Source organism: Kribbella sp. NPDC048837, from assembly GCF_055586945.1.
The window spans coordinates 174,598-197,832 of sequence record NZ_JBVJHF010000009.1; the positions used below are offsets into that span (position 1 = coordinate 174,598).

The 23,235-nt window shown below is 68.3% G+C and carries 24 protein-coding genes; 11 read left to right on the forward strand and 13 right to left on the reverse strand.

The window, feature by feature from the left end:
* The first annotated feature begins 23 nt into the window (after positions 1-23).
* The gene (locus ACZ6O0_RS35515) at positions 24-848 is read left to right on the forward strand and encodes a MerR family transcriptional regulator (protein WP_465769425.1); all 825 of its coding nucleotides are present in this window, start codon (positions 24-26) and stop codon (positions 846-848) included.
* On the opposite strand, the gene ACZ6O0_RS35520 is transcribed toward ACZ6O0_RS35515, so the two are convergent.
* Genes ACZ6O0_RS35520 through ACZ6O0_RS35540 form a run of 5 tightly spaced genes read right to left on the reverse strand, consistent with a single transcriptional unit; the run spans position 832 to position 6,309 of the window.
* The gene (locus ACZ6O0_RS35520) at positions 832-2,358 is read right to left on the reverse strand and encodes an alpha-N-arabinofuranosidase (protein ID WP_465769426.1); all 1,527 of its coding nucleotides are present in this window, start codon (positions 2,356-2,358) and stop codon (positions 832-834) included. The two genes, ACZ6O0_RS35515 and ACZ6O0_RS35520, sit on opposite strands and share 17 nt — an antisense overlap.
* A gap of 15 nt (positions 2,359-2,373) precedes the next feature.
* On the reverse strand, positions 2,374-3,294 hold the full coding sequence (locus ACZ6O0_RS35525; RefSeq protein ID WP_465769427.1) for a hypothetical protein: 921 nt from the start codon (positions 3,292-3,294) through the stop codon (positions 2,374-2,376).
* Entirely contained in the window at positions 3,291-4,109 is an 819-nt protein-coding gene (locus ACZ6O0_RS35530) for a carbohydrate ABC transporter permease (protein WP_465769428.1), read from the reverse strand. The genes ACZ6O0_RS35525 and ACZ6O0_RS35530 overlap by 4 nt, the downstream gene beginning before the upstream one ends.
* A complete protein-coding gene (locus tag ACZ6O0_RS35535; protein ID WP_465769429.1) occupies positions 4,106-5,071 on the reverse strand; it encodes a carbohydrate ABC transporter permease in 966 nt (321 codons plus the stop codon). Before ACZ6O0_RS35535 ends, ACZ6O0_RS35530 begins: the two co-directional genes overlap by 4 nt.
* On the reverse strand, positions 5,068-6,309 hold the full coding sequence (locus ACZ6O0_RS35540) for an ABC transporter substrate-binding protein (protein ID WP_465769430.1): 1,242 nt from the start codon (positions 6,307-6,309) through the stop codon (positions 5,068-5,070). The genes ACZ6O0_RS35535 and ACZ6O0_RS35540 overlap by 4 nt, the downstream gene beginning before the upstream one ends.
* Before the next feature lie 28 nt (positions 6,310-6,337).
* On the opposite strand from ACZ6O0_RS35540, the gene ACZ6O0_RS35545 reads away from it, so the two are divergent.
* Entirely contained in the window at positions 6,338-7,363 is a 1,026-nt protein-coding gene (locus ACZ6O0_RS35545) for a LacI family DNA-binding transcriptional regulator (RefSeq protein WP_465769431.1), read from the forward strand.
* 137 nt (positions 7,364-7,500) lie between these two features.
* Here ACZ6O0_RS35545 and ACZ6O0_RS35550 read toward each other — a convergent pair whose 3' ends face one another.
* The 3 genes from ACZ6O0_RS35550 to ACZ6O0_RS35560 form a co-directional block, all read right to left on the reverse strand.
* Entirely contained in the window at positions 7,501-8,478 is a 978-nt protein-coding gene (locus ACZ6O0_RS35550; RefSeq protein WP_465769432.1) for an aldo/keto reductase, read from the reverse strand.
* 79 nt (positions 8,479-8,557) lie between these two features.
* On the reverse strand, positions 8,558-9,094 hold the full coding sequence (locus ACZ6O0_RS35555) for an SRPBCC family protein (protein WP_465769433.1): 537 nt from the start codon (positions 9,092-9,094) through the stop codon (positions 8,558-8,560).
* Entirely contained in the window at positions 9,091-9,663 is a 573-nt protein-coding gene (locus tag ACZ6O0_RS35560; protein WP_465769434.1) for a TetR/AcrR family transcriptional regulator, read from the reverse strand. The genes ACZ6O0_RS35555 and ACZ6O0_RS35560 overlap by 4 nt, the downstream gene beginning before the upstream one ends.
* A gap of 117 nt (positions 9,664-9,780) precedes the next feature.
* Here ACZ6O0_RS35560 and ACZ6O0_RS35565 point away from each other — a divergent pair, with 117 nt between their 5' ends.
* From ACZ6O0_RS35565 to ACZ6O0_RS35575, 3 genes are read left to right on the forward strand one after another with little or no spacing between them, the layout of a single operon-like run.
* Positions 9,781-10,995: an MFS transporter gene (locus ACZ6O0_RS35565; protein WP_465769435.1), complete on the forward strand. Its 1,215-nt coding sequence runs from the start codon at positions 9,781-9,783 to the stop codon at positions 10,993-10,995.
* A 19-nt stretch (positions 10,996-11,014) separates the two neighbouring features.
* Complete coding sequence (locus ACZ6O0_RS35570; RefSeq protein ID WP_465769436.1) at positions 11,015-11,500, forward strand: MarR family winged helix-turn-helix transcriptional regulator; 486 nt, start codon at positions 11,015-11,017, stop codon at positions 11,498-11,500.
* Positions 11,497-12,741: an MFS transporter gene (locus ACZ6O0_RS35575; RefSeq protein ID WP_465769437.1), complete on the forward strand. Its 1,245-nt coding sequence runs from the start codon at positions 11,497-11,499 to the stop codon at positions 12,739-12,741. The genes ACZ6O0_RS35570 and ACZ6O0_RS35575 overlap by 4 nt, the downstream gene beginning before the upstream one ends.
* Before the next feature lie 87 nt (positions 12,742-12,828).
* Here ACZ6O0_RS35575 and ACZ6O0_RS35580 read toward each other — a convergent pair whose 3' ends face one another.
* The gene (locus tag ACZ6O0_RS35580; RefSeq protein WP_465769438.1) at positions 12,829-13,776 is read right to left on the reverse strand and encodes a formylglycine-generating enzyme family protein; all 948 of its coding nucleotides are present in this window, start codon (positions 13,774-13,776) and stop codon (positions 12,829-12,831) included.
* Between the two features lie 17 nt (positions 13,777-13,793).
* Entirely contained in the window at positions 13,794-14,210 is a 417-nt protein-coding gene (locus tag ACZ6O0_RS35585) for a nuclear transport factor 2 family protein (protein ID WP_465769439.1), read from the reverse strand.
* 80 nt (positions 14,211-14,290) lie between these two features.
* On the opposite strand from ACZ6O0_RS35585, the gene ACZ6O0_RS35590 reads away from it, so the two are divergent.
* Entirely contained in the window at positions 14,291-14,716 is a 426-nt protein-coding gene (locus ACZ6O0_RS35590) for a MarR family winged helix-turn-helix transcriptional regulator (protein ID WP_465769440.1), read from the forward strand.
* Here ACZ6O0_RS35590 and ACZ6O0_RS35595 read toward each other — a convergent pair.
* Together ACZ6O0_RS35595 and ACZ6O0_RS35600 are read right to left on the reverse strand one after the other, a co-directional pair.
* On the reverse strand, positions 14,703-15,578 hold the full coding sequence (locus tag ACZ6O0_RS35595) for an LLM class flavin-dependent oxidoreductase (protein ID WP_465769441.1): 876 nt from the start codon (positions 15,576-15,578) through the stop codon (positions 14,703-14,705). The genes ACZ6O0_RS35590 and ACZ6O0_RS35595 overlap by 14 nt on opposite strands.
* 10 nt (positions 15,579-15,588) lie before the next feature.
* Positions 15,589-16,032, reverse strand: coding sequence for a GNAT family N-acetyltransferase (locus ACZ6O0_RS35600; RefSeq protein WP_465769736.1), 444 nt, complete (start codon positions 16,030-16,032; stop codon positions 15,589-15,591).
* A gap of 26 nt (positions 16,033-16,058) precedes the next feature.
* Between ACZ6O0_RS35600 and ACZ6O0_RS35605 the strand changes: the two genes are divergently transcribed.
* Both ACZ6O0_RS35605 and ACZ6O0_RS35610 read left to right on the forward strand, forming a co-directional pair.
* Positions 16,059-16,697, forward strand: coding sequence for a hypothetical protein (locus ACZ6O0_RS35605; protein WP_465769442.1), 639 nt, complete (start codon positions 16,059-16,061; stop codon positions 16,695-16,697).
* A 69-nt stretch (positions 16,698-16,766) separates the two neighbouring features.
* Positions 16,767-18,668: a glycoside hydrolase family 127 protein gene (locus ACZ6O0_RS35610; protein WP_465769443.1), complete on the forward strand. Its 1,902-nt coding sequence runs from the start codon at positions 16,767-16,769 to the stop codon at positions 18,666-18,668.
* On the opposite strand, the gene ACZ6O0_RS35615 is transcribed toward ACZ6O0_RS35610, so the two are convergent.
* Positions 18,626-19,639, reverse strand: a complete 1,014-nt coding sequence (locus ACZ6O0_RS35615; protein WP_465769444.1) for a LacI family DNA-binding transcriptional regulator — start codon at positions 19,637-19,639, stop codon at positions 18,626-18,628. The genes ACZ6O0_RS35610 and ACZ6O0_RS35615 overlap by 43 nt on opposite strands.
* Positions 19,640-19,804: 165 nt before the next feature.
* Between ACZ6O0_RS35615 and ACZ6O0_RS35620 the strand changes: the two genes are divergently transcribed.
* Genes ACZ6O0_RS35620 through ACZ6O0_RS35630 form a run of 3 tightly spaced genes read left to right on the forward strand, consistent with a single transcriptional unit; the run spans position 19,805 to position 22,964 of the window.
* A complete protein-coding gene (locus ACZ6O0_RS35620) occupies positions 19,805-21,184 on the forward strand; it encodes an extracellular solute-binding protein (RefSeq protein WP_465769445.1) in 1,380 nt (459 codons plus the stop codon).
* A complete protein-coding gene (locus ACZ6O0_RS35625; RefSeq protein ID WP_465769446.1) occupies positions 21,184-22,140 on the forward strand; it encodes a carbohydrate ABC transporter permease in 957 nt (318 codons plus the stop codon). Before ACZ6O0_RS35620 ends, ACZ6O0_RS35625 begins: the two co-directional genes overlap by 1 nt.
* Positions 22,137-22,964, forward strand: coding sequence for a carbohydrate ABC transporter permease (locus tag ACZ6O0_RS35630; RefSeq protein WP_465769447.1), 828 nt, complete (start codon positions 22,137-22,139; stop codon positions 22,962-22,964). Before ACZ6O0_RS35625 ends, ACZ6O0_RS35630 begins: the two co-directional genes overlap by 4 nt.
* Positions 22,965-23,235 lie beyond the last annotated feature (271 nt).

The following is a 23,235-nucleotide window of genomic DNA, read 5'->3' on the forward strand; positions in this document are numbered from 1 at the left end:
GTGTCAACCGGAAGGCTGGAGGCATGTTCACCATCGGAGACTTCGCGGCGTTCGGGCAGGTATCCGCCCGGATGCTTCGGCACTACGACGCGCTCGGGCTGCTCCGGCCGGCGGTCGTCGACAGCGCGACCGGCTACCGGTACTACTCGGCCGAGCAGTTCAGCCGGCTGAACCGGATCATCGCGCTGAAGGATCTCGGCTTCACGCTGCAACAGGTGCACGAGATCGTCGACGCCAAGCCGAGCGCCGAGGAGCTGCGCGGCATGCTGCGGCTGCGGCAGGCACAGCTCGAGGCGGAGCTGAACCGGAGCTCGGCCCGGTTGGTCAGTGTCGAGGCGAGGCTCCGGCTGATCGAGAGAGAAGGTCACATGCCTACTGACGACGTCGTCCTGAAACGCATCGCCCCGGCCCGGGTCGCAGAGCTGTCCGCGATCTCGGCCAGCTACGACGGTGAGGACATCGGCCCTGTGCTGCAGCCGTTGTTCGGCCAGTTGTTCGAGCGGCTCGGCGCGGCCGGCATCACGCCGTGCGGATCGCCGGTCGCCTACTACGAGGACGCCGAGGGCGAGACGGTCCGCGTCCACGCCGCCGTACCCGTCGACGCCGGCGCGGTCACCGCCGCCGACGTCGACGTCACCGAACTCCCCGAGCTAGCGCACGCCGCGACCATCGTGCACCAGGGCGACATGATGGAGGCCGACCGCAGCATGCAGACGCTGGCCAAGTGGATCGAGGACAACGGCTACCGCAGTCAGGGGTATGCCCGGGAGGTCACGCTCCAGTTCGACCCGGACAACCCCGACAACTGGGTGCACGAATTCCAGATCCTGGTCACACGGCCACACTGATCGTCGCGAAGGAGTGCGGGGGCAGCGTGACCCGCAGTCCGCGGGGCTCCGGTTCCAGTCCGGTCAACGGGACCGGGGCCACCGCGGCCGGGTCGGTCGTGGTGTTGTACGACTGCGGCTTCGATGCCGTCAGCAACCGTCCCACCGGCTCGCGGACGTCGGCGCCGCGCAGATCCAGGACGACGTCCAGTGCGGCACCCGGATCGAGGTTGCTGACCGACACCAGCGCCCGCCCGTCCTTCACCGACGCCGAGGCCGACACCAGCTCCATCCTCAGGCCGTCCAGCTCGTGGGGCGCCGGCCGGTCGACGACATGCACCGGGACGGCGACCGCGTCGTGGTGCCCCTTGTTCATCTCGAAGACGTGGTACGTCGGAGTCCGGACGAGTCCACCTTCTTCGTCGGTGAGCAGCATCGCCTGCAGCACGTTGACCGTCTGGGCGATGTTCGCCATCACCAGCCGGTCCGCGTGCCGGTGGAACACGTCGAAGTGCAGGCTCGCCACCAACGCGTCCCGCATCGCGTTCTGCTGGTACAGGAACCCGGGGTTCGTGCCGGGTTCGACGTCCCACCAGGTGCCCCACTCGTCCAGCACCAGGCCGACCTTGCGGTCGGGGTCGTAGGCGTCCATCACCGCGGAGTGCCCGCGGATCACCCGCTCGATGTCCTGCGCCTTGATGATGGTGCGGTAGTAGTCGTCGAGGTCGAAGTCGGTCGCGCGGCCCTTGTTCTCCCAGGTCCCGGCCACCGTGTAGTAGTGGAACGAGATCGCCTGGAAGATGTTCTTCGGGTCGCGCCCGCAGCCCAGGCAGCTGACCGCCTTCATCAGGGCCTCGGTCCAGTTCAGGTCGTCGTCGGCCGCGCCGGCCGCGATCCGGTAGAGCTTGTTGTCGCTGTGGTTCTTGAGGAAGGTGGCGTAGCGGCGGGCCAGATCGGCGTACGCCTCGGCGCGCAGGTTCCCGCCGCAGCCCCAGGCCTCGTTGCCGATACCCCAGAACGGCACCTTCCACGGCTCCTCACGGCCGTTCGCCTTGCGCTGCCGGACCATCGGGCTGTCGCCGTCGCGGGTCAGGTACTCGACCCACTCGCTCATCTCCTGCACGGTGCCGCTGCCGACGTTGCCGTTGACATAGGGTTCCGCTCCGAGCAGCTCGCACAGCGCCATGAACTCGTGGGTGCCGAAGTGGTTGTTCTCCTCGACGTTGCCCCAGTGCGTGTTGATCATCGACGGCCGGTCCGCCTTCGGCCCGATCCCGTCCTTCCAGTGGTACTCGTCGGCGAAGCAGCCACCGGGCCAGCGCAGGTTCGGGATGTTCAGCGCCCGCAGCGCCTCGACCACATCGAGCCGGATCCCGCCTTCGTTCGGCAGCTCGGAGTCCTCGCCCACGTAGAAGCCGCCGTAGATGCACCGCCCGAGATGCTCGGCGAAGTGCCCGTACAGGTGGCGGCTGATGGTCGGACCCGGTACGTCGAGATCGATCACGACCCGCGCAGAAGATGCAATGGACAACGAATTCTCCTTGTGCTAGGTGCTACGGCGTAAATCCAGTGCGACCGGTGCGTTCCGGTCGCAGACGAGCCGGTCCCCGTCCGCCCGCAGTACGGCGACGTGCACATCGGTCAGCCGGCGTGGATCGACCACACCCATACCGGACCTGCGATGGGTGAAGTAGAAGATCCACCCCACGTGCTGACCATCGGCGTCCCGGCCCACGACGACATCGGCGTGGTGGCCGAACCCGCGGTCGGACTCGTCGAGGATCCGGCCGGCCGGTTCCCACGTGGTCAGGTCCAGCGACCGGTGGACGGCCTGCCCGCGCCACTCGTCGGTGATCATCCAGTAGAACTCACCGAGCCGGAACACGTTCGGCCCCTCGTGGGGCTCCCCGCCGATCACCTGCACCGGCTCCGACCACGTGCTGAGGTCCGGTGAGTCCACCGACCAGGTCGTCGACCCGTGCGCCTCGTCCTTGTACCAGAGCCGCCACCCACCGCCCGGCAACTCGTACGCACACGCGTCGATCACCCGATCGGACGAGAGCGGCAGCACACCGGCGTACCGCCAGTCGACGAGGTCGGTAGAGGTGTGGTGCAGGATCGTGCGCGGATGACCCGCCCATCGGTCCGGTACGCCGGTGATGTAGCTGGTGAACATGTGGTAGCGATCGCCCGCGCGGATCACTTCCGGCGCCCACAACGTGTTCCGGCCCGCGTGGGGATCGATGCCCTCGGCAACACCGTCGTATCGCCAGCTGAGGCCGCCGTCGCCGGAGCGGGCGACACCGATGTCGGTGCCGTGCACCCACCGGTGTCCGCCGTCCGGCTCGTGCGCCCGGCGCTGGGTGTAGAACATCCACCAGGAGCCGTCCGGCCCGGCGATCAGGGCCGGATCGGTCGGCGCCAGGTGGACGGGATCGGTGTAGAGCGGCGAAGGAGCGAGCGTCACGACTTCACACTCCCCGCGAGCAGGCCGCTGACGATGTGGCGCTGGGTGAGGATGAAGAAGACGACCATCGGGATCAGCACCAGCACGCTCATGGTCATGAAGGCCGGCCAGTCGGTCGAGAACTCGCCGACCGAGCGGTAGACCTGGAGGACCAGAGTCGCCTTCTCCGGTGAGCTCAGGAACACGTTCGGGGTGATGAAGTCGTTCCAGATGCCCATCGTCTGGAAGATCCCGACCGTGACCAGGATCGGCCGGATCAGCGGCAGCACGATCCGCCAGTAGATCTGGAACGCGCCGGCGCCGTCGATCCGGGCCGCTTCGATGATCTCGAACGGCAGCCGGCTGATGTACGCCTGGATCAGGAAATAGCAGAAGATCGCACCGCCGGAGTAGATGATCACCAGCCCGCGCAACGTGTCGACCAGTTCGGCACCGACGAGCATGCGGTACAGCGGGATCAGCGTCGACTGCCCAGGCACGATGAACCCGAGCAGCAGCAGGGCCCCGAAGATCCGGTTGAACCGGCTGGCCCGCATCGCCATCGCGTACGCCGCGGTCGAGCCGACGAACAACTGGACCAGGAGCGCCGCGATCGTGACCAGCAAGGTGTTCAGGAAGCTCCGCCCGAGCGGCACTGTCTCGAAGATCCGCTGGTAGTTGTCCAGGAACAGCCGCGTCGGCAACGCCAGCGGCGACCGGGTCATCTCCTCCTGCGTCTTCACCGTGTTGACGACGATGTAGTACAGCGGTACGCCGACCAGACCCGCCAGCGCGATCATCACCACACTCGTGATCGGGGACCGTCGTTGTTTCACAGCACCCTCCGTTCGATCCGGCGGGAGGCCCAGAGCTGGGCCACCGCGACCAGGGCGACGGCGAAGGTGAAGAGCACGGCCAGGGCCGAGGCCAGGCCGTACCGTCCCTGCGCGACACCACTCGTGATGATCGACTGCGTGATCGTGTACGTCGAGTACCCCGGACCGCCCTTGGTCAGCGTGAACGGCAGGTCGAACACCTTGAGCCCACCGGTCATCAGCAGGAAGTTGCTGATCACGATCGCCGGCGTGAGCAACGGCAACGTCAGGTGGAAGAACTGCTGCCGCGCCGACGCGCCGTCGATGGTTGCCACCTCGTAGTAATCGGCCGGAATCGACTGCAGGTAAGCCAGATACAGCATCGCGTGCCACCCCGCGCCACCCCAGACCGCGACCACGATCACCGACAACCGTGCGAGCGTATCGTCCGACAACCAGGGATACGGCCCGGCATGGAACAGACTCTGCAGCACCGAGTTCAGGACGCCGGAGCCGAGCGGGGACAGGATGTAGCCCCAGACCAGACCGAGGATCGCGATACTCGGGATGGCCGGGAAGAAGAACACCGACCGGACGAAGTTCCGCCCGAAGAACTTCTTGTTCAGGACGACGGCCAGCGGGATCGCGCACGCCGTGATCAGGACCGCCGTACCGATCGTGTACGCCAAGGTGAAGCCGAGCCCGGCCAGCATCGACGGATCCGTGAGGACCTTGTGGTAGTTCGACAGCCCGACGAACTTCACATCGGCCGAGTAGCCGGTGAAGTCGGTGAAACTCCAGTAGAACGTCTGCGTCAGCGGCACCACCAGGAGCACCACGAAGACCAGGGCCACCGGGACCAGGAACAGCTGGTTCGCCGACGTCGTCCGCGCCCGCTCCCAGTTGAACCCGGGACGCGGTCGTTCCGCGCCGGCCCGGACCTGGGACGAGGTCCGGGCCGGCGCGAGTTCGCTTGTGGTCACGACGTACTCGCGAGCTTGGTGTCGAGGGCGGTCGCGACCTGCTCGGGGGTCGCCTTGCCCTGGACCAGCAGTTGCAGCTGCGCGGTCGCCTCGACGTTCAGGATGTCCTCGGCCCGCTTCCAGGCGATCTGGGGAAGGTAGACGTTCCCGGCCCGGACGTCCTTGACGATCGGGCTCAGCGCCGGGTCGAGGGTCGGCTCGAAGTCGGTGGTGACGGTGATCGCGCCGGTCGCCTTCTGATACAGGGCCATCGCCTCGGGCGTGTCCAGGAAGGCGAGGAACTTCTCCGCCGCCTCCGGGTTCTTCGCCTTCGCGTTGATCGCGTAGCCCGGGCTGGCCGCGCCGGCCAGGTACGGCTTGCGGCCGTCGATGCCGGGGATCGGCGCCATCTCGATCTTCAGCTTCGGCGCGGCCTTGCGGACGCCGGGGATGTCCCACGGGCCGGCGACCATCATCGCGACCTTGCCGGTGGCGAACTCGGTCCGGACCTGGTCACCGGTCAGGCCGACGACCGCCGGGGTCACCAGGCCCTCGGTCCACAGCCGCGACCACTGGGTGAGCGGCTCGACCCAGTAGTCCTTGAACTTCGCGGACCCGTCGAAGATCTTCGTGACCATCGAGTTGCCGTCGGCCGCGCTCTCCGCGCCCAGGAACGCCGACAGCGGCGTGGACATCGCCTGCACGGACTCCAGGTACGGCGTGACCCCGGCGTCCTTCAGTTTGTGGCACAGGGCAAGGAACTCGTCCCAGGTCTGCGGGATCGTGGTCGCGCCGGCCTTGGCCAGCAGGTCCTTGTTGTAGAGGATGCCGGCGCCCCACGACGCGACCGACAGGCCGTACACCGCGCCGTCGGAGCCGGAGTACGTGGTCTGGTTGAACTCCGGCACGTTCTTCAGGAACGGCTTGTCCTTCAGGTCGACGACGTGCTTGCCGTTGATCAGGTTGGTCTTGTTCTCCGCGGCGATCGCGAACACGTCGGCCGCCGTACCGGACAGGATCCGCGACTGCAGCGTGGAGATGTACTCCGCGACCGGCGGGGCGTTGGAGAACTCCACTGTCAGGCCGGGATTGTCCTGCTCGAACTTCGCGATCACCGGCTTCATCGTGTCTTCTCCGTCCCAGGAGAAGAACGTCAGTTTGCCGCTGCCACCGCCACTGTCCGGCGAACCGCCACAGGCGGCGAGCGGGATGGCGAGCGCGACGGCCGCCAGGGCGGCTACGGTACGGCGCAGTCTCATCGCAGACTCCTTACGTAAGGTGGGGCACATGAAGAAGGGGTCCACCGTGGTGACGATGGCGGATGTGGCGCGGTCCGCGGGGGTGTCCACGATGACCGTGTCGAACGTGATCAACGGGCGGCCGCGGGTCGGTGCCGCGACCCGGGAACGGGTGCTGGCCGCGATCAGCGACCTCGGCTACCAGGTCAATCTGGCCGCCCGGAACCTGCGCGCGGGCCGGACGGGAGTCGTCGGTCTCGCGGTTCCCGAGCTCGAGCGCCCGTACTTCGGCCAGCTGGCCGGCCGGCTCGCCGACCGGTTCGAGGCGCACGGACTGCGGATCGTGATGGAGCGCACCGGCGCCAGCCGCGAGGGCGAGCTGGACGCGGTCGCGTTCTCCCGGCTGCGGATGTACGACGGCCTGATCCTCAGCGTGGTCGACATCGACCCGGCCGAGCTGACCCAGATGCGGCCGGACGCGCCGGTCGTGATGATCGGCGAGCGCGCCCTGCCGTCGAAGTTCGACCACGTGATGATGGACAACGTCGACGGCGCCCGGCAGGCGACCGCGCACCTGCTCGCCACCGGCGCCCGGCGCATCGCGATGCTCGGCGGCAACCCCGACTGGACCGCGAACATGCCGGCCCTGCGCGCCGAGGGCTACGCGGTCGCGCACACCGAGGCCGGCGTACCGATGGACCCCGAGCTGACGGTCCGGTGCAAGTTCACCCTGCAGGACGGGTACGACGCGATCCGGTCGCTGATCGACGGTGGGATCGGCTTCGACGCGGTGTTCGCGCTCACCGATGTGGTTGCCCTCGGCGCGCTTCGGGCCCTGGCGGACGCCGGGCTGCGGGTGCCGGACGACGTCCAGGTGATCGGCTTCGACGACATCGACGAAGCGCCGTACCTGGTGCCGTCGCTGTCCAGCATCAATCCGGGTCACGAGGAGATGGCCGACGCGATCGTCGCGCAGCTGATCGCCCAGATCAACGGCGGACCGACCCGCGACCCGCACGAGCTGATCGCGCCGGCGCGGCTGATCCTGCGCGGCACCACCAAGCCTGTCGACTGAGACCACGACCTACCTCGTCACGCAGCAGTAGTTTGTTGCGCAGAGGTATATCGATAAACCTAGGCCGTGACAAGACCTCGGCCCGGAACCGTTCCCTGGACGGTGGCCGGGCCGAGGACTGGGGGAGGGTGCCTGGATCAGTCGGCGAGCAGCTGGGAAATCTGGGCCAGCTGGTCCTCGCTGAGCGGTCCGAGGGCCATCGCGCCGGCGTTCTCCTCGGCCTGTTCGACCGTGCGGAACCCCGGGATCGGCACCGTCCGCGGGCTGCGAGCCCACAGCCACGCGAGCGCGCCCTGGGCCAGCGTCCTGCCGTCGCTCTCGAGGACGTCGCGGATCGCCGACACCTTGTCCCACCACTCCGGCGCGGGTACGCCGCCCTCGTCGAAGAACCGCAGCCAGGACGGCGGCAGCGTCCGGATGTCCGCGCCGGTCGCCGGCCGGTCCGCGTTCCGCCGGCCGAGAATGCCCATCCCCAGCGGGGTCCGGTTGATGCTCGCCAGGTCGGCCCGCTCGCACAGCGCGAAGAAGTCCGAAGCGTCGTGCAGGACACTCGCCTCGTGCTGGATCGCCGCGCAGTGCTCGCCTTCGGCGAAGAGCTCGGCGCTGTGCAGCGTGTCCGTGCTCCACGCGTAGCTGCGGATCAGCCCTTCCCGGACCAGGTCCTCGCACGCCTCGCGCAGTGGCAGCGCGATCTCGTCGGTCGTGTCGAAGTGCAGCTGGTAGAGGTCCAGGTAGTCGGTGCCGAGCCTCTCGAGGGAGGCCCGGACGGCCTTGTGGACGTACTCGGGCGTCTTGTCTTGGTGGTGCATGACCCGGGTCGACTCGTCGAACGTGTTGCCCCACTTGGTCGCGATCACCACCTGGTCGCGGCGGCCCTCGAGCGCCTTGCCGAGAACCCGCTCGCTGTGGCCGGCGCCGTACACGTCCGCGGTGTCGAAGAACGTCACGCCGAGCTCGATCGCCCGCCGGATCGCCCGGACCGACTCGTCGTCGTCGACCTCGCCCCAGCCCAGCGGCTCTCCGGCCGGATTGCTGAACGGACCGCCGATCGCCCAGCACCCGAACCCGACCGGGCTGACCTCGATCCCTACTCGTCCCAACCTGCGCATTTCCATGCCGACAAGCCAACCAGCGCGTCGCTCATCCGTCCAATGCATCTTTTCGTCACTTTTGATGCCTGCACTGCATGAAGTATCAGGAGCCGGCGGCTCGGGCGGCGAGGGCTTGGTTCATGGCGGCGAACTGGGGCTTGATGGTGTTGTTCAGCATCGATCGGGTGAACGGGATCGCCACCCCGCGGAACTTCTCCTCCTGGATCAGCCGGGTGCGCCCGTCCGGGAGCGCCTCGAGCCGGAACGAGTGCTCGCCGTCGAAGATCCCGCCGGGCGGGACCTTGCCGATCCAACGGAGCTCCTTGTTCGGCTCGACCGCGAGCAGAGTGGGCGTGAACTTCGTCTCGGCGCCCTTGGTGTCGCGGAGCACGTTGGTGATCTTGCCGCCCTTGGTCAGCTCACCGGTCGAGGACACGATGAACGGATTCCACTCCGGGTAGGCCTGCCGGTCCGTGAGGACCTTCCAGACCTGCTCGGGACTCGCGTCGATGTCCACTTGGGTGTGCAGGACGAACGGCCGGGCGTTCGTGTAGACCGTGTAGCCGGCCAGCAGCACCACGACGGCGGCGACCACGGTGAGGATCTTCTTGCGGGACTTCTTGGGTGTTTCCAGCTTCATGACTGCTCCGGATCGGGTCCGAGGGTGCTGTGCACCAGCTCCCTCACGTAGGCGGATGTGATCGGCTCGCCGGTGATGAGGAGCCGGTAGTACAGCGGTCCGACGAGCTGGTCGACCAGCACGGCGGGGGCGGCATGCCCGGGCAGGAGGCCGTCGGCCTGGGCTTGTGCGACGACTGCGGTGACGGCCGCGTGCCGCGTACTCCACAGGGCGCGCACGCTCTCGGCGACGCGCGGTTCGCGGGCCGCGGCCGCGGCGAGATCCGCGATCAGGGTGGCCGGTACGCCGTTCAGCGTGTCGGCGATCCCGGTCACCAGGTCGGTGAGATCGCGGCGCGGGTCGCCGCTCGGCGCGAACGGTACGGCGGAGCGCAGCCCGGTGATCATCGCGATCACCAGCTCGGCCTTGGTCGGCCAGCGCCGGTAGATCGTGGTCTTCGCCACCCCGGCCCGCTCGGCGACCCGGTCGACCGACATCCCGTCGTACCCACGGGTCCGCATCTCTGCCATGGCGGCCTGCAGCACGCGTCCCTCCACGCCGGCATCCCGCGGCCGCCCTCGACCCACCATTCGTCGCTCCTTTTCGCTACTGTGGTGTCGAAAAGAACAGTACAACTATTTCCGCGACTGCGGTAGCGGAAATAATCGCTGCCATTGTTTGTCAGGTTTTGCTGCGACGGTCGTCGGGTGCACAGACATCGACTGCTGCTGCCGGCAGCCTTCATCACGTCCCTCGGGAACAACATCCAGTTGATCGGCGCCGCGCTGCTGCTCGTGCGCGCGCAGGGGTCGATGCTGGACGTCGGCTGGCTGTTCATCGCGGTCGCCGTACCGCAGGCCGTGCTCTCGCCGTACTTCGGTCGTCTCGCGGATCGCTTCGACCGGCGGCGGCTGTGGATCGGGTGTGACGTGGTCAGTGCTGCCGCGGCGCTGTGCCTGCCGATCGGGCTGGCGCTCGGCGGGCCGCAGCAGGCGCTCGTGTACGGCAGCAACTTCGCGCTGGCCGTCGTCGCCGCGCTCTTCACCCCGGCGAGCGCGGCCCTCGTCCGCGAGCGGGTGCCGGTCGCCGACCTGCGCCGCTTCAACGGCCACTACGAGATCGCCCTCCAGAGCGGAATGTTGCTGTCGGCATCAGTCGGCGGCTTCGCCTTGCAGTACTTCGGTTCCACACCTCTGTTCGTGTTCAACGCCCTGACGTTCGTTGCCTCGGCACTGTTCGTCGCTGCGGTGGGTGGGGAGAGCGCGGCCGCCGCGTCACCCGCGACCGCGGGGACAGTCGTGGCTGCCGGATCGGCGCGGTGGACCACGGGGCAGGCTCTGCCGCTGGGGGCGCTCGCGTTGCTCTTCGGGCAGGGGCTTGTGGTGGTGACCGTGTTCAATGCGTTGTTGCCGGTGCTGGTGGTTGGGGAGTGGCATCGGGGAGCGGCGGTGCTGGGGGTGGTGGATGCGGTGGGTGGGGCCGGGTTCCTGCTGGCTGCGGTGGCTTATCGGCGGAGCGCCGTACGGTTCGGGGATCTTCGGGTGGCGGTGGGCGGATTCCTGGTGTGCAACGTGGTGCTGGTGCTGCAGCCGTTGTTCGGAGTCGGCGCGTTGATGGGGCTGGTGCTGGTCGGCGCGTTCGTGTTCGGGCAGGCGCGGATCGCGACGCGGTCGTTGCTGATGACGTCGGTCGACGAGTCGCGGGTCGGGCACGCGTTCGGGGTCGCCAACGGGTACGGGCTCGCGGCCACGGTCGTCGTCATGCTGGTGACCTCGGTGGTCACCGGGCGGACGGACACCCGGTACGGCTTCGCGACCCTCGTCGTCATCAGCGTGCTGGCCGCCGTCCTCGCCGCCGCCTGGATCCGCCGCGCGACGTCCTCCCGGCCGGCCCCGGTCCCACAAGCAACAGGACTTATATAAGTGCTGTTATGATCTCGCCATGGACGATCCGACCGAGCAGAGCCAGTGGCGCGGGCTGCACCAGCTGCAGGCCCGGATGGACGCCGAGATCGGGCGTATCTACACCGATCGGCAGATCAAGGGACTGAAGCCGAGCTTCGTGATGGAGCTGCTCCGGCTGCACGCCAAAGGTCCGATGACGATCACCGAGCTGGCCGACTCGGTCGGCCGGACGCACTCGGCGCTGAGTCAGAAGGTGTCGGCGATGCGGACCGCCGGCCTGGTGCGGACCGTGCCGGGGACCGATGCCCGGAGCAAGAAGGTCGCGCTGACCGCGAAGGCGAAGAAGATCGTCGAGCTCCTGGCAGCGGAGTGGCGAGCCACCGAGGCTGCCATCACCGAACTGGAGGCCGAGCTCCCGTACCCGATGACCCAGGTCGTCCGCGACGTCGAGGAAGCGCTGGCGCGGAAGAGCTTCCATGACCGGATCGCCGAGAAGCTGCAAGAGTTCGGCGCATCGGAGTGAAGGGGTCCGTCGGCGTCCGGCGGGCGTTGATCGACCTCGAGCCGTTGCGGGCATCGCCGGTGTTCCGGCGGCTGTGGTTCGGCCAGGTGCTGTCGACGTTCGGTGGGCAGTTGGCGTTCGTCGCGGTGATGTTCCAGGTGTGGGACGAGACGCAGAGCACCGCGTGGACCGGGGCGGTCGGGTTGTCGCAGGCGTTGCCGTTGATCCTGCTCGGGCTGTTCGCCGGCGCGGCCGTCGACCGGTTCGAGCGGCGCCGGTTCTACCTGATCACCACGTGCGGGCAGTTGATCACCTCCGCCGTGATGGCGAGTCAGTTGGTGATCGGTTCGGTGCCGGTCGGCGTACTGCTCGGGCTCGTCGCCGTACAAGCCTCGTTCGGGGCGGCGGCCGGCCCGGTCGCGCGGACGGTGCTGCCGCAACTCCTGCCCCGGGAGCTCCTCGCCGCCGGGATCGCGCTCAACCGGATCGCTTTCCAGGGCGCGATGCTGCTCGGCCCGGCGATCGGCGGCCTGGTGGTGAACGCCTGGGGTACGGGCGCCTGCTACCTGATCGACTGTCTCAGTTTCCTCGCCGCGCTGTACGGCGTACTCGGCCTGCCGACGCTCCGGGTCGAGGCGGTCGTCAAGGCCGGACTGCGGGGAGTGCGGGACGGGCTGGCGTTCGTCGTGTCGACGCCGGTGATCCGTGGCGCGTTGATCACCGATCTCGCGGCGACCGTGCTGTCGATGCCGGTCAGCCTGTTCCCGGTGATCAACGCGGAGCGGTTCGGCAACGACCCGCGGACGCTCGGCCTGTTCCTGACCGCGATCGCGGTGGGCGGGGTCACCGCGTCGCTGCTGTCCGGAACGTTCACCCGGCTGCCGCGGCATGGTGTGGTGATGCTCGCGGGATCGGCGGGGTGGGGGATTGCGCTGGCACTATTCGCTTTCTCGCCCACGCCGTGGCTGGCTTTGGTGTTTCTCGCGGTCGCCGGTGCTGCTGACACGCTCGCGGTCGTCTCCCGGAGCACGATCGTCCAGTTGCACACGCCGAGCGAACTGCTCGGCCGCGTCAGCGCCGCAGAGCAGATCGTCGGCCAAGCCGGCCCAGACCTCGGCAACCTCCGCGGCGGCCTGGTCGCCCAGTTCACCTCACCGGTCACCGCCCTCGCCTCGGGCGCCCTGCTGTGCGTCGCCGCCGTCGCGACGGTCGCAGCCACCACCCCCGGCTTGCGAGGGGTCGACGTACCTAAGAACGGGTAGTGGTCCGCCCCAGCCTCGGGCTTCCCGCGTGAGCACGCCGACCGGAGCCGCCTCCGGCCGGGCACTACCCGTTCTTCGGTCCCGGATTCAGACTGCGACCGTGCGGAAGCCGGTGTTGCCCATCGACGACTCGGGGGTGTTCGACGAGCGGGCGGAGTTGCGGTAGCGGTTGCAGTAGGAGTCGTGGCAGAGATACGACCCGCCGCGCATCACCCGGGCCGCGCCGAGCGACGGACCCTTGGGGTCGGTGTCAGGGGAGAACTTGTAGTACCGCGGGCCGAACCAGTCCGCGCACCACTCCCACACGTTCCCGACCGTCTGCCACAGCCCGTACGCGTTCGGCGCGAAGCTGTGGATCGGCGCGGTGGTGAGGTAGCCGTCCTCCTCGGTGTTCGACCGGGGGAAGACGCCTTGCCAGATGTTGCAGCGCCACTCACCGTCGTCGCCGAGCAGGTCGTCGCCCCACGGGTAGCGCGCACTCTCGAGGCCACCGCGGGACGCGAACTCCCACTCGGCTTCCGTCGGCAGGCGGCGTCCGGCCCATCGGCTGTACGCGACGGCGTCGTTCCAGCTCACATGGACGACGGGATGGTCGTCGAGCCCGTCCAGGTCCGACCGTGAACCACCCGGATGCCGCCAGTCGGCTCCCCGCACTCCGGCCCACCACGGCGTACCGGACGCCGGGCCCATCACCTCACTCGGCTCCGCGTGAAGCGCGAGGTGGAACACGGCGGAGAACCCGAAGGTCTCCGCCTCCGTGCGATACCCGGTGGCGTCGACGAACCGCGCGAAGTCGCGGTTCGTCACCGAGGTGGCGTCGATGCTGAACGCCGACACCTGGACCCGATGCGTCGGCGTCTCTCCGTCACCGGCGTTGCCGTCCCCGGTGCCGTCGCCCATCAGGAACTCGCCGTCCCCGAGGATCACCTGCTCGACCCCGTGCTCGCCCGCGGCGTCCATCGCCCGTGGCACCTCCGGCACCGCGGAGGTGGCCGGTCTCGCCGGTGCGCAGCAGGACGGGTGGTCGTCGGTCATGCCCCCAGGATGTCAACTCAGCCCGGGAGCAGCGATCGCAGGTCCTGATGATTGAGATAGACGACGATCTGCCAGTCCCCGTCGACCTTGCGCAGCAGGTACGTCGAACTGAAGACCGTCCCCTCCGCGACCACCGACCCGGCGGCCCGCTCGAGCCGCCAGGTGGACCGGACCAGCGTGTGCCGATCGTCGATCGGTGACTCGGCGAGCGTGTCGAGCGTCATCCCGCTGATCCCGAGCCGGGCGAAGAACTCCTTCCGCCGCGGCAGGCTCGCCACCACCTGTTCCCGGGTCACCGGCGCGGCCGACACCGGATCGAGCGTGAGCAGGGTCGGATGGAACATCGTCGCGGCCTCTACGCTGTCCGCAGCATCACCCGCCGACGCGAACCGCTCGAAGAACGCGGCCACGTCGGTGCGTACCGGCGTACTCATCGGACTCCTCTCGATCGGGTGGATCCCGAGATGGCAGTCTAGACAGTAGCTGTCGCGACAGCAATAGGAGAGGAGGTTCGATGCCCGGCCCCCGGCTTGCCCTGACCGGACTGGTGACGCAGGTGGCGCGAGGCGTCCGGACGGCACTCGACCAGCGCTTCGCCGAACTCGGGCTGACGTCACAGCAGGCCGGCGTCCTGCTGCATGTCTCCGGCGGTACGACGAGTCCGCGCCGGCTGGCGGACCTGCTCGGGACCGACACGGCCGGGATGACGCGACTGGTCGATCGCCTGGTGGAGAAGGACTACCTCCAGCGCCGGCCCGGAAGCACCGATCGCCGCGCCATCACCGTCGAGCTGACCGCGGCCGGCCGCAAGCTGCTCCCGAAGATCAAACCGATCTTCGACGACGTGGCCGACAGCATCACCGCGGATATCCCGGACGCAGCTCTCCCCGCGGTGCTGAAGGCCCTCGAAGCGATGCAGTCGGCCCTCAGCGGGTCGTGAGGGTCGGCGGGCCCTGCTCGATCCGGCGGAGGACCGGGTCCAGGCGGTAGAAGTCGGTGCCGGTGATGAGTTGGCGTTCGTCCCACCAGGTGGCGCCGGCTTCGGCGAGCGGCTCGATCAGCGCGCGCGAGCGGGTCGGGTCCGCGGGGCTGATGCCGCCGACGATCACGTCGTACGGCGTGGTCCGGTCGCCGCGCCGGTCGTGGAGGAAGGCCATCAGGTCACGCAGTTCGTCGACCGGTGGGGCCTCGCCGTGGTTGGCGTTCTGGAACAGCGGTACGGCGCCGTCCCAGCGCGCGGCCCGTCGCATCGGGGCCTTCCGCGGCCAGTAGCCCGCGATCCACACCGGCGGCCGCGGCTGCTGAGTCGTTGCCGGTAGCAACGTCACGTCCTCGACCCGGTAGTGCTTCCCGTCATGGTCGACCCGCTCGCCGGACCAGTACGCCGCCAGCAGGTCGAGGCCCTCGTCCAGCTTCTCGGCCAGCACCTTCGGGTCGGTCTCGTCGCCGAAGCTGCCGAACTCGTCCGTGATCGGCCCGCCGAGCCCGGCGCCGAAGATCACCCGTCCACCGCTCATCGCGTCCAGCGTCGCGACCTGCCGCGCCAACTGCTCGGGCCGTCGTCGCGCCAACGGTGTCACCAACGGGCCCAGCTTGATCCGCGACGTCGCCAGCGCGGCCGCGGTCAGCAGCATCCACGGATCGCCGAACGCCTGCCCGCGGCGCCGCTCCTTGCTGTGGACGACGTGGTCCCAGACGAACAGCCCGTCCCACCCCGCCTCCTCGGCCGCGGTTGCTACCCGCGCGATCGTGTGGGCGTCGGCGAAGTCCCCGAAGTTCGGCACGTTGATCGAGAAGCGCATGCCCGCATCCTCACTCATCGAGACGCAGTTCGACGAACGGAACAGTGTCGCCCGGCAGCAGGTACGTCTCGACCTCGACGAACCCGTGCGCCTCGGCGAACCGCAGTCCGTCCTCGTTGGAGGCGAGGATGTGTGTCTCCACGCCGGCATCGCTCAACTCGCGCGCACGGACGAGGCACCGCTGGTAGATCGTCTCGCCGAATCCACGCCGCCGGTACGCCGGGAGCACCCGAGCGATCACCGTCGCCGCGGGGGTGTCCTCCGACGGAGGCCGCACCGTCGAGTTGCCCACCAGGACGTCGCCGTCGTAGGCGACCTCGAGGACGTTGCGTCCGGCTCGCTCCCGGATCTCGTCCACCGAGAGCGGCGCGGTCGGGATGATCTCGTTGTGCACGCGCTGCCAGTCCAGCACGGTGGTGTCGTCCTGCACCGGCACGATCCGAAGCCCAGGCATCACCTCGGCATAGTAGCGTCCGGGGTGTGCGCATTCTCTTTGTCGGTAACAGCTTCACAGCCCGGAACAACCTGCCCGGCCTGCTGAAGGGCCTGGCGGGGGCGCGCGGGATCGACGTCGAGCACAAGCTGATCTCCGCGGGCGGTGCGTCGCTCAGGCAGCACCTCAACGCCGGTGCGGCACTCGGAGCGATCGCGACCGGCGGTTTCGACATCGTCGTGCTGCAGGAGCAGAGCACGCTGCCGATCAAGAGCCCTGCTCGGTTCGCGGACAGCGCTCGGGACTTCGACGCTGCGATCAAGGAGGCCGGGGCGCGCACCGCGCTCTACGAGACCTGGGCGCGGCGGAACGCTCCCGAGACCCAGAGAGCGCTCACCGACGCGTACGCCGGGAGCGCGGTCGAGCTCGGTGCGACGCTCGTACCGGTCGGGACCGTGTGGGAGCGATTCCTGGCTGATCACGATCAGCCGGTCCTGCACGACGCCGACAACAGCCATCCCGCGCCGGCCGGCAGCTACCTCGCGGCGTGCGTCTTCCTGATCGCGCTGCTCGCCGAAGATCCGGTCGGCACCGACGTACCGGTCAAGGGCCTCGACGCAGACACTGCCGCCCTCCTCCGCCAAGCCTCCTGGGACATCTGCTCCGCGCTGGCCTCCGCCGAGTAGGTGGCCTACGGGTCCGGAAATCACGGAAACTAGTTGCCTAAACCATGCCGTGCTTGTCAGGATGGGGCGGTGACGACCAACGATCAGGGACCGGCCGCGCCGGTGGCGGCGACCGTCCTGCGGCCGCTCCGGCTGCGGGACGTGCGACTCGAGGGCAGCTTTCTCGGCGATCTGCAGGCGAGCAACGGGAGGGTGTCGATCCCGAAGGGGGCCGAGCATCTGGAGGAGCAGTGGGACAACTTCCGGAACGTGGCCAAGGGGGTCACGGACGCGGAGTACCACGGGCCGAACTACGAGGACGGTGAGGCGTACAAGTGGCTCGAGGCGGTCGCGTGGGAGGCGGCGCGGAGTGAGGATCCGCGGTTGCTGGACTGGCTGGAGTCCCGGACGGAGTTGATCGCGGCGGCGCAGGACGAGGACGGCTACCTCGGCACGTTCGTCCAGTCGGGCCGGCGGGACGAACGGTACGGACAGCTCGACTTCGATCACGAGATCTTCAACATGGGCGCGATGATCCAGTCCGCGGTCGCGCAGTTCCGGGCGACCGGGCGGACCGGGTTGCTCGACGTGGCCCGGCGTGCGGCGGATCACCTGCATCGGACATTCGGCACCGGGCCGGGACAACGCGAGGGATTCTGCGGACACCCGGTCGCGGAGCTCGCTCTGGTCGAGCTCTACCGGGCGACCGGCGAGCACCGGTACCTCGACCAGGCCAAGTACTTCGTCGACGCCCACGGCCGCTCACTCCTTGCCCCTGGCAACCCGGCCCGCGCCGCGTACCTGTCCGACCGGATCCCGGTCCGCGAGACCACGGTGCCGGAGGGGCACGCCGTACGCGCGATCTACCTGGCGGCGGGCGCGACAGATGTGGCGATCGAGACCGGCGACACCGAGCTGCTCGGCAAGCTCGAGACGCAGTGGCAGAACACGGTCCGCACCAAGATGTACGTGAACGGCGGGCTCGGCAGCCGCTGGGACGGTGAGTCGTTCGGCAACCCGTACGAGCTGCCCAGTGATGTCGCGTACGGCGAGACCTGCGCCGGGGTCGCGAGCGTGCAATGGAGCTGGCGGTTGCTCCTGGCAACGGGTAAGGCGCGGTACGCCGACCTGATCGAATGGCAGCTGTACAACGCCGTACTGCCGGGCGTCTCACTCGATCGGTCGAAGTACTTCTATGTCAACGCCCTCCAGGTCCGCGCGGACTCCGATGACTCCGACAAACGGGCTCCGGGCAACGGCCGGCAGCCGTGGTTCGGCACGAGCTGTTGCCCGACCAACCTGATGCGGACCTTCGCGTCGCTGCAGCACTACGTCGCCACGACCACCGGCGACGGCCTGCAGTTGCACCAGTACGCCGCCGGCTCGATCGACGCCGACGAGCTGAAACTCGACGTCGCGACGGACTATCCGGTCAGTGGTCGCATCGTGATCACGGTGCGGGAAGCGGCCTCCGCCTCGCTCGCGCTGCGCATCCCCGGCTGGGCGCATGGCGCCGAGGTCGCCATCGGGGACGAGGTGATCCCGGGCGTTCCCGGTAGCTACGTCAAGCTCAACCGCACCTGGGAAGCCGGCGACCGCGTCGTACTCAACCTGCCGATGACACCGCGCCTGGTGCACGGGCATCCGCGCGTCGAGGGGATCCGTGGATCGGTCGCGATCTGCCGCGGGCCGTTGCTGTACGCCGTCGAGCAGGTCGACCAGTCCGATGGTGTGATTGTCGACGATCTGATGGTCACCAGTCCCCGACTCGACGAGGCTGCGGGCGACGGCGTACCGCTCATCACCGCTCGCGGTGCCACGTGGACACCGCAGGAGGACCTGTACGCCGACGAGCCCGCGCGGCCGGGGGACGTCGTACCGATCACCGCGTTGCCGTACTACCAATGGGCCAATCGTGAGGTCGGCCCGATGAAGGTGTGGCTGCCGTATCAGCCGGCCGTCTCGTCCGTGGACGCGCGGACGACGAGCTGACAGGGCACGCGTTCGAGGCCTGAGTGTGGCCGTCCTTCGATTGCGTCGAGCAACCGTTGGGCGGCCACCCGGCCGACGTCCGCGAGCCGCAGATCCACGGACGTGAGTGGTGGGCGCGCGCCTTCCGCGATGAGCTCCCAGTTGTCCGTACCGGTGATCGCCACGTCCTCCGGGATGCGCCGGCCCAGCTCGCGGAGCGCGTCGGCGCCACCGCGGGCGAGCAGATCGCTGCCGTAGTGGATCGCGTCGATCTCCGGGTTGCCGCGGAACAGGATGTGGGTCGCCTGCCGGCCCCACGCCTCGGTCCAGCCGCCGTACATCGCCGTGCCGGTCAGCTCGAGCCCGGCCCCGGCGAGCGCTGAGGTGAGACCGTCATGGCGCCGCCGGGCCGGCTCGAAGCGCTCCGGTCCGGTGACGTGGGCGATCCGGGTCCGCCCGATCCGGAGCAGGTGTTCGGCGGCCAGGCGACCGGATGCGGTGTCGTCCACGACGACCGAGCAGTCGGAATCGTCGGCCGACGGCGTCAACGCGTAGACCACAGGTACGTCGCCGGCACCGGCCAGTGGCGGCCGGCGATTGAAGTTGCGCCCGGTCACGATGAACCCGTCGACCCGGCGGCCGAGCAGGACGTCGACGTAGTGCCGCTCCCGGATCGGGTCGCCGCGGCTGTCGCACAGGAACACCGAGATCCGGCCGGCGCCGAGCGCGTCCTCGGCGCCCAGCATGACCGGCACGCTGAACCGCTCGAAGCTGTCGGTGGTGATCATCCCGACCGTGTAGCTGCGCCGTTCGAACACGCTGCGGGCCAACGCGTTCGGCCGGAAGTCGATCTCCTCCGCCGCCTGGCGGATCCGTTCCCGGGTCGCCTCGCTGATCTGGCCGGTGCCGTTGAGTGCTTTCGACACCGTGCCGGGGGACACCCCGGCCCGGGCCGCGACATCGCGCACCGTCGCCCGCCGCTCCTGGCTCACCCGATCCCCTCCATCCGTGTTTCCGGAAACAACCATACCTGCCCGATCCCGCGTTTCCCCTCACCGGACACGGTTCGACTCTTGACCGCTCCGCACAGCTCTCCTACGGTCGGGAAACATGTTGCCGTGGTGTTTCGGTGACATTCGATCGCCCGAGGAGGGTTCATGTCAGCAACAATCGGCCGCCGCCGCGTGCTGCAGCTCGGTGGCCTGGCCACGCTCGCCGGCCTGGCCGGGTGCAGCGGAAAGTCTCTGGGGGACAGCGGTGCCGGCTCCGGTGGCGGGGCCAAGCAGCTGCAGTTCATGTTCTGGGGGTCGACCGCCGAGCAGAAGGCGATCGCGAGCATGCTCAAGGCCTTCGAGCAGGAGAAATCCGGTGTCACGGTCAAGCCGGTCTTCACCCCGGCCGACTACGACACCAAGCTGAACGCACTGGTCGCCAGCAACCGCCAGCCCGATCTCTGCTACATGCAGAGCCCGATGGGATACCGCCTGGCCGAGCAGGGCAAGCTCGTCAACCTCTACCCGTACTTCGACAAGTACCCGGACCTCGCGAACCGGTTGCCCGGCACCTACTTCTGGTGGGACAAGGGCAAGACCTACGGGACCCAGAGCGCGAACGAGATCATGGCGCTCTGGTACAGCAAGCCGGCGCTGTCCGATGCGGGCGTGGAGACCCCGCCGGCCTCGGCGGACAAGGCCTGGTCGTGGGACACGTTCGTACAGAACGCCTACAAGCTCACGCTCGACCAGAACGGCAAGCACCCGGACGAGCCGGGCTTCGACCCGAAGCGCATCCGGCAGTACGGCGTGTCCGCCGGCCTCGGGCCGACGGTATACCAGCCGCTCCTGCTCAGCCGGGGGATCGACTTCACCGACGAGACCGCGCGCAAGTCCATGCTGGACACACCTGAGGCGATCGGGGTGTTCCAGGACCTGGCCGACTTGATGTACAAGCACCGGGTCGCGCCGACTCCCGCCCAACTGGGCAACAACGCGCCGAGTACGACGGTGCAGTTGAAGACCCGCCGGGTCGCCATGGTGATCGACGGCCAGTGGACCTTGCTGGATCTGAGTCAGGGCAAACTCGACTTCGGGATGGGCGTGCTGCCGTCGTACGGCAAGCCGATGACGATCACGCTCGGCGGTGCGACCGCGATCTTCTCGTCGACCAAGCACGAACAGGAGGCGGTCGAGCTCTACCTGTTCCACGACAACCCGACCAAGGTCGATCTGTTCAGCTCCGGGCTGTGGATGCCGCTCGAGAAGCGGTACTACACCGACCAGAAGGACATCGATGTCTGGACCAAGAACGACGCGCACCCGCCGGAGTACCGGACCGCGGCGGTCGACTACACGATGAACAACTCGGCGCCGTACTTCTACCAGAAGCTGCGCAACATCGAGGCCATCGACAAGGTGCTGACCCCGGCCATCCAGGTCATCCAGCAGGGCAAGACCCCGGCCGCGGAGGTGCTCAAGCCCTTGGCCGCCAAGTTGAACGGCGGCCTGCTGCGAGGCACCTACCCGGTCAACGGCAGCTGATGAGCACAGCGACCCAGACGGAGACGATGCCGTCGCAGCAGAGCGTGCCGGCCCGGCCGGGCCGGCGGGAACGGCTCGGCCGGTCGGAGGCCCGCTGGGGACTGCTGCTGGCGATGCCGGCGATCCTGGGCTTCCTGATCTTCACGATCGGGCCGATGGTGGCGTCGCTGTTCTTCAGCCTGACGGACTGGCGGATCGGGGCGCCGGCCCGATTCGTTGGCCTCGGCAACTATGACCGGCTGGCGCACGACCACCTGTTCTGGAAGTCGTTGAACGTCACCACCTACTACACGCTCGGCGTCGTCCCGCTCACACTGCTGGTCGGGTTCGCGGTGGCGATCCTGGTCAACCAGGGAGTCCGCGGCCGCTCGGCCTGGCGGACGATCTACTACCTGCCGACGCTCGTACCCGCGGTGGCGAGTTCGGTGCTGTGGATCTGGATCTTCAACCCCGACTTCGGGTTGCTGAACAGCCTGCTCCGGCAAGGCGGGCTGCCGACGTCGACCTGGATCTACGGCGAACGGAGCGCCGTACCGTCGCTGATCCTCATGAGTGTCTGGGGTTTCGGCAACACGATGGTGATCTTCCTGGCCGGGTTGCAGGGTGTTCCGCGGCAGCTGTACGAGGCGGTCGCGATCGACGGCGGCGGGACGTGGGCCCGGTTCCGGCACGTGACGCTGCCGTTCATGACGCCGGTGATCTTCTACAACCTCGTCACCGGGGTGATCGGCACGTTCCAGGTGTTCAACCAGGCGTACATCATGACGCAGGGCGGGCCGAACAACGCGACCGAGTTCTACATCTACTACCTCTACACGAAGGCGTTCACCGACAGCGAGATCGGGTACGCGAGCGCACTCGCGTGGGTGCTGTTCGTCGTCGTCCTGGTCGTCACCGTGCTGCTGTTCCGGAACGCGCGGCGATGGGTCTACTACGAGATGGGAGCAGCGCGGTGATTCGCCGTACCGGAGTCTGGGTGTTGCTGGCCGCGGGCGGGCTGTTGATGATCATGCCGTTCGCGTGGCTCGTACGCAGCGCGCTGATGGACGACAACCAGATCTTCATCTCGCCGCCGCAATGGATCCCTCGCCCGTTCGCGTGGTCGAACTTCAGTGGGGCACTCAGTTCACAGCCGTTCGCGCGCTACTTCCTGAACACGATGATCATCGAGGTGCTGGTCGTCACCGGGACCGTGCTGACCTGCGCGCTCGCGGCGTTCGCCTTCTCCCGGCTCCGATGGCGCGGCCGCAACCTGATCTTCGGCCTGCTCCTCACCGGCGTGATGCTCCCGTACGCCGTGACGCTGATCCCCACCTTCGTGATGTGGGGCTCGGTCGGGGCGCTCGACACCTTCGTCCCGCTGACCGTCCCCGCCTGGTTCGCCGGCGCCGGCGGCGGGGTGTTCAACATCTTCCTGTTCCGCCAGTTCTTCCTGACCATCCCGTACGAGCTCGACGAGGCGGCCTACATCGACGGCGCAACCCCGTGGAAAGTCTTCTGGGGCGTCATCATGCCGCTCTCGAAACCGGTCATCGTCGTCGTCGTGATCTTCACCTTCATCGGCGTCTGGAACGACTTCCTCGGCCCGCTCCTCTACCTCACCGACGACAGCAAGTTCACGCTCGCCCTAGGCCTCGCTGGCTTCCAATCCACCTACACAGCCCAATGGGGCTTCCTGATGGCCGCGTCCCTGGTCGTCATCCTCCCCATCATCCTCATCTTCTTCGTCCTCCAGCGCTACTTCGTAGAAGGCGTAACCCTCACCGGCGTCAAGGGCTAGCCCGCAACACCACCCCCCTTCGGCGAAAGGACACCGCCTTCGGCGGCGACTGTTCCTTTGGCGCCTTCGGCGCGGTCCGCGTAGTGGTGACACGCGCACCGCGGTCGGCGAGTGCCATGTGGTGATCCATGGAATGGACACCATCTCCGGTAGCAGTCCGTGCACTGGTGACGTCACGCGGCACGAGCACAAGGCTGCGCCCCGACGACATCAAAGACCCTCTAGCAACACGGTAGGTGACTGACCGGGACTCGTTGCCCGCGCACTACGA